At 68.9% G+C, this 5530-nt stretch carries 5 protein-coding genes and 1 pseudogene; 4 read left to right on the forward strand and 2 right to left on the reverse strand.

Annotated elements, in window-relative coordinates; genetic code table 11:
• Nucleotides 1-97 precede the first annotated feature (97 nt).
• Nucleotides 98-574: pseudogene (locus ACFC02_RS41315) on the reverse strand (amidohydrolase family protein); the annotation flags it as partial.
• A gap of 102 nt (nucleotides 575-676) precedes the next feature.
• Here ACFC02_RS41315 and ACFC02_RS41320 point away from each other — a divergent pair.
• Entirely contained in the window at nucleotides 677-1144 is a 468-nt protein-coding gene (locus ACFC02_RS41320) for a MarR family winged helix-turn-helix transcriptional regulator (protein ID WP_376367980.1), read from the forward strand.
• 100 nt (nucleotides 1145-1244) lie between these two features.
• On the opposite strand, the gene ACFC02_RS41325 is transcribed toward ACFC02_RS41320, so the two are convergent.
• Nucleotides 1245-1973, reverse strand: coding sequence for a TetR/AcrR family transcriptional regulator (locus ACFC02_RS41325; RefSeq protein WP_376367982.1), 729 nt, complete (start codon nucleotides 1971-1973; stop codon nucleotides 1245-1247).
• A gap of 238 nt (nucleotides 1974-2211) precedes the next feature.
• Here ACFC02_RS41325 and ACFC02_RS41330 point away from each other — a divergent pair, with 238 nt between their 5' ends.
• The 3 genes from ACFC02_RS41330 to ACFC02_RS41340 all read left to right on the forward strand — a co-directional run.
• The gene (locus ACFC02_RS41330; RefSeq protein WP_376367984.1) at nucleotides 2212-2799 is read left to right on the forward strand and encodes a flavodoxin family protein; all 588 of its coding nucleotides are present in this window, start codon (nucleotides 2212-2214) and stop codon (nucleotides 2797-2799) included.
• A gap of 218 nt (nucleotides 2800-3017) precedes the next feature.
• Nucleotides 3018-4007: an aldo/keto reductase gene (locus ACFC02_RS41335; RefSeq protein WP_376367986.1), complete on the forward strand. Its 990-nt coding sequence runs from the start codon at nucleotides 3018-3020 to the stop codon at nucleotides 4005-4007.
• Between the two features lie 1097 nt (nucleotides 4008-5104).
• Nucleotides 5105-5530, forward strand: a 426-nt coding sequence (locus ACFC02_RS41340) for a hypothetical protein (protein ID WP_376367988.1), incomplete at its 3' end; no start/stop codon positions are given.

Raw genomic sequence — 5530 nt, forward strand, 5'->3', positions numbered from 1 at the left:
CAGCAGCAGGAGTTCACCCGCAACCACCAGGCACGCTACCGCGGCCAGCTCATATTCCCTGACTGATCGACAGCACCCTCAATAGATCTGCACCCAAGTCCGATCCACGAGCCAGGAGTTGGGGCACGAAGGCGGCGGCCTCCTCGGGCGTTGTCGAGAAGGGCATCAAAGGCATCACCGGGGGAAGGTCCCACTTCGGCCGGAATCCCTCGGGCATCAGCTCGCTGGGGTGACCACCGGGCGGTGTGATGGCAAATCCGGCAGAGCGCACGTCAGCCACGGTGTCGTCCTCGGTGATGAGCCCGCGGTTCTCCCGCGTGTTCATCCCCTGCATCTCCAGTTCGGTCGTCACCCCGAACCGCAGGGCGAGCGCCAGGGAACCCGGGGCGGAGTGAACATGGGCGTCGATGAGTCCCGGCAGCAGTGTGGCGCCGCCGCCGTCGACGATCTCGCTGCCCCGGGGAGCATCGCCCCCGACACGAGCGATCCTGCCGCCGTCGATGACCACGGTCTGCACCCCGAGGTTCTTCTCCCCGTCGAAGACCGGGGCGTTGGTGATCGCGGTGAGTGCCATGGCGGCCCGCCTCGTTTCCTTGCTCGTCCACATTTACATACCCGATGCCATGCACTTATCAAGGGTCATGCAAATGTGCGGGCGCGGGCTACACTCAGACACATGAGCAGCGCCTCCTTCTCCGATCAGGCCCCCGACGACCTGGCGCTGGACCAGATCGGCCCGGCGCTGTCCCGGCTGCGACGGCGCGCACCGGCTTCGAGCAAGGACCTCTCACGCAACCTCGTACTCAATGTGATCGCCGACGCGCCGGGTGAGACGACCGTCGGTGGCCTCGCGGCCGAGATGGGCGTCGCCCAACCGGTTGCCAGCCGGGCCGTCGCCGCGTGCATCCATGACGGCTTGTTGCGCCGTGCGGCGTCCCAGACCGATGGACGCCGCACGGTGCTCGAACTCACCGAGCACGGCGAGGCCGAACGTAACCGCTTCGCCGCTGAACAGCGAGAAGCGTTCCAGGAGATCACCGCTGCCTGGTCGCCGGAGGAACGCATCCAGTTCGCACGCCTCTTGGTCCGCTACGGCGCCGACGCCACCGCATGGTCCCGGAAACAGGTCACACGCCAACGCTGACAGTCCGCAACTGACCGTCTCCTACGCGAAGAGCGGACGAACACACCCGTCCCTCCCGCCGTGAACCGGATCCACACGGCCTATGGAGCAGCCGGCCGGTTCAGCCTGCGAGCCGCTGCAGCCATTCGCGCAGCAGAGCCGTCTCCGTCTCTCGCAGAGGAACCCCGGTGCCCGCGGCCGGGGACCCGGTGGTGAGTGCGGTTTCCAGTGCGGCATCGAGGGTGAGTGCGCGCGAGGCCAGGTCCGACCCGGACGAGGCGGGCGAGTCGGTGGTGACCGAGGCGATGACGGTGTCCCGTAGCCGTGTCGAGGTGGTCAGGTCCCGCACCGAGGGCTCTTCGCCGATCAGCGCCAGTGCGGCCCCCGTCGTCGCCGCGTGGATGACGCGGGTCGCCTGCTCCACCGGGACCCGAAGGCGCCCGGCCTCGGCCGCCCGGCCCAGCAGTCTCACCAGCAGGGCGTGCGCCTCGTCCGCCGCCGGGGGCCGCTGCCCGGGGCGCACGGTGGCGTACATGAGCATGTAGAACGCGGGGTGCCGCAGCCCGAAGTCGACGTGCAGGTCCCAGCCGCGGTAGAGGTCGGCCACCGGGTCGTCGGGTGTCAGCGCCAGTGCCTCCCGTTTCTCGGCCAGGTACATCTCGAATCCGTAGGCGGCCAGTTCGGCCAGGAGCCCGTCCTTGTCGTCGAACATCCGGTAGAGCGCGGGGGCCGTGATGCCCGCGGCCGCGGCGACAGCACGCGTGGAGACCGCGTCACTGCCGCCTTCCTCCAAGAGCTTGGCGGCCACCTGCAGTACCTGGCGTCGCGCGGCGCGTCGTCCTTCGTTCATGGAACAACGATATCCGACTTTGCGTATCGTCGCCTTATCGGTGTTACTGTTTTCAGCGGAACAGCGATCCAGCTGATTGGTGGCCGACACCTGCCCGCGGCACCTGGGCATGCGATATGCCCCGCCGGGCCCGTGGTCACCAAGCGTGGAGCCGTGCGACCGCCCGCCGCAGCGGGCAGCTCGTCGTGCGCCGGCGCACCACCGAACACGCCGCCATCGCGGCAGGAGAGGAACACTCATGTCCGACATCTCGATCGTCATCGCCTCGCATTCCGGCTACGGCCACACCGCGCAGATCGCCGCGGCCGTCGCGGACGGCGCGCGCTCCATCGCCGGGGCGCACGTCCACCGCGTGGACGTCGCCTCCCTCAGCGACGCCGACTGGGAGCTGATGGACGCCGCGGACGCCATCATCTTCGGTACCCCCACCTACATGGGCACCGCGTCGGGGGCGTTCCACGCCTTCGCCGAGGCCACCAGCAAGCGGTGGAGCACCCGTGCCTGGAGCGACAAGCTCGCGGCGGGATTCACCAACTCCGGCTCCATGAGCGGCGACAAGATGCACACCCTGCAGTACCTCTCGCTCCTGGCGGCCCAGCACGGGATGCTCTGGGTGAGCCTGGGCCTGCTTCCGGGCTGGAACACCACCACATCCAACCCCCAGGACGACAACCGCCTCGGTTTCTACCTCGGCGCCGGTGCACAGAGCTTCAACGACACCCCCGCCGTCCACGACGCAGACCTGAACACCGCCCGCCACCTCGGCCGGCGCGTCGCGGAGCAGACCCGCATCCACCGCGCCGGACTGACCGTCGCAGCGCACTGACACAACGGTCCACCGGCAATTGCCTTCCAGTGCCGCCCCCGCCGACGTCCGCCCGCGCAGAGCGACGTCCGGCACGCACGCTCGCCGCGTTCACCGAAAGCCCGAGCAAGGCCCAGTACAAGGGCATCGGCAGCCTTGCGATCGCACGCCACCTGCCGCCGCTCCTCCGCGGGCAGACGTGGGCGGGGCGGCACTGGCTTCTTCCTGAGGAGTCATTCATGCAGCACCGGACACTGGGAAGCCAGGGCCTTGAGGTCTCGGCGATCGGCTACGGCGCGATGGGCCTGACGATGGCCTACGGACCCACCGGCGAGGAGGCCGGCGTCGCCGCCCTCCGTCGCGCGCACGACCTGGGCGTCACCTTCTTCGACACCGCCGAGATGTACGGCTGGGGCACCGGATCCAACGAGATCATGGTCGGCAAGGCAGTCAGGGACTTCCGCGACGACGTGGTCCTGGCCACCAAGTTCGGCGTCGACATGTCCGTGCCTCCGGAGCAGATCGGCGGCGTTCCCGACAGCCGGCCCGACAACATCCGCAGGGTCGCCGACAACAGCCTGCACTACCTCGGCGTGGATCACATCGACGTCTTCTACCAGCACCGCGTCGACCCGGACGTGCCCATCGAGGAGGTCGCGGGCACCGTCAAGGAGCTGATCGACGCGGGCAAGGTGAAGTTCTTCGGCCTCAGCGAGGCCGGACCCGAGACGATCCGCAAGGCGCACGCCGTGCAGCCGGTCTCCGTCCTGCAGACCGAGTACTCCCTGTTCGAACGGGACGTCGAGCAGCTCTTGCCCACCCTGGACGAACTCGGCATCGGCTTCGTCGCCTACTCCCCCCTCGGCCGCGGATTCATCACCGGCACCGCCAAGCCCGCCGGCCAGTACGAAGCCACCGACATGCGCAACCTCGACCCTCGCTGGCAGCCGGGCAACTTCGAGAAGAACGTCGAAGCCGTCGGCCGGCTCGCAGAGCTCGCGGCGGCCATGGGTTCCACCGTCTCCCAGCTCGCGCTGGCCTGGCTCCTGACCCGGGGTGAGCACGTCGTGCCCATCCCCGGCACCCGCAGCCCGAAGCGCGTCCAGGAAAACGTCGGCGCCGCCGACCTCACCCTCACCGAGTCCGACCTCGAGGCAATCGGCGAGATCCTGCCTGAGGGCGGCTTCGGCGCCCGCTACACCGAGGGGCACGTGCCCACCTGGATCTGAGAACCCGCTGGACGAACGCACTCGGGTCGGCTCCGGTGAGATCAGCGCAGGGCCAGGAAGGTCCAGGTCAGGTGCCCCGCTGGGAGGCCGGCCGTGACAGCCGAGGGCCTCCGCGATGTCGGGGACCGGCCCTTGGCGGACGAGCTGGCGGATCGCCACTTCCTGCTTGGTGTGGTTGCTCTGGGGCCTTCCAACGGTGCCTCTTCTGCCTTCGCCCGCAGGTGCCGCCTCCGGTGTCAGGTGGCGAAGTGCCGGATGAACCAGCGGTGTTCGGGGTTTCCCGATGGCCACGGGCCGTTCCGGTCAGTCACCCCTGGTGGAGGTGAGCTGACGGTCGACGCGGCGGAAGGAGACCGCTGTCCATCAGCAGGTGCCGCAGGTGAGTAAGGGCTCGCCAGGTTGCTGTCCGGTGCCCGTGCCGATGCCGGTGCAGCTCGCGGAGACGCCCGCCGGGTAGGAGCCCCTCGAAGCCGCAGCGATCCCGGAAGAAGTCGCGGACGATGCCACGCGATCTCGGCAGGTAGGTGTGCCACCGGCGCCCCGGCCCGGCGCCCATCGGCCGGCCCGGCGCCAGTCGGTCGGCTCGGCAGCCGGGTCGGCTGCGGCGGACACGCGTCGCGCGTTCGTGGCATGTCCGGCGGGTCCGGCACACCGGACCGTGCGGCCACTCAGCGGGCCCCGAAGGCCGGACGGCCACAGCCTCCGTAATCGCGGATCCTCCACCGCTCATACTCCTGCGGCGTCACCGCTCGCCCGTCGGGCATCAGCCGGACCCGTTGTGCAATGCTTGGCATCTTCCGCATGTCAAGCATCGACGCGCCGACAGTTCCCGTCAGGCCCGCCACCGGAAGAGGTGAGCTGGCATCAGAAGATTACCCTGACGGGTCAATGGCCAGTCAATTACTCATAATTTATGACTTCTTGATGACCCATCAGTTCTTTGCCACACGGCGGTCGAGCGCTCGGCATACCCCGATCGGCTCCCATGAAGCAGCACTCCCGCTCCGCTCGAGATGACAGCCCGGATGCGGCTGCGTACGTTCGGTCACAGGACGGCTGCCGAGCCGACCTATCTGAGAACGAGGAGTAGCACTGCCATGATCATGACCCGTTCGCGCGCCGTCACCGCGGCCGTCGCCGCCGCAGCAGCCCTGACCGCGACCGGCATCACCTACGCCGCCGCCTCCCCCGCGCCGCAGATCCAGACGGTCCCCGCCGCCGTGCAGGCCGCCCCGGCCGCGCCCATGGGCGGCGACACCGGTGGCAACGCCTCCAAGGGCAACGAGGGCAAGGGCAACGAGGGCAACAACCACGAGGGCAACGACCACGAGGGTGGCAACAACCACGGCCGCCGGAACTTCGAGGAGGGCTGGATCCACATCAACGAGCGCTCCTACTCCGCCCACCCGGGCGGCTGCATCACCGTGATCAGCGGCCTGGGTTCCAAGAGCCTCAACATCCGCAACGACAGCCGCAAGACCGTCGAGGTCTTCCGCGGAGTGACCTGCGACAACGGCGCCCCC

This window comes from Streptomyces sp. NPDC056160 (assembly GCF_042268205.1).
Taxonomy (GTDB): domain Bacteria; phylum Actinomycetota; class Actinomycetes; order Streptomycetales; family Streptomycetaceae; genus Streptomyces.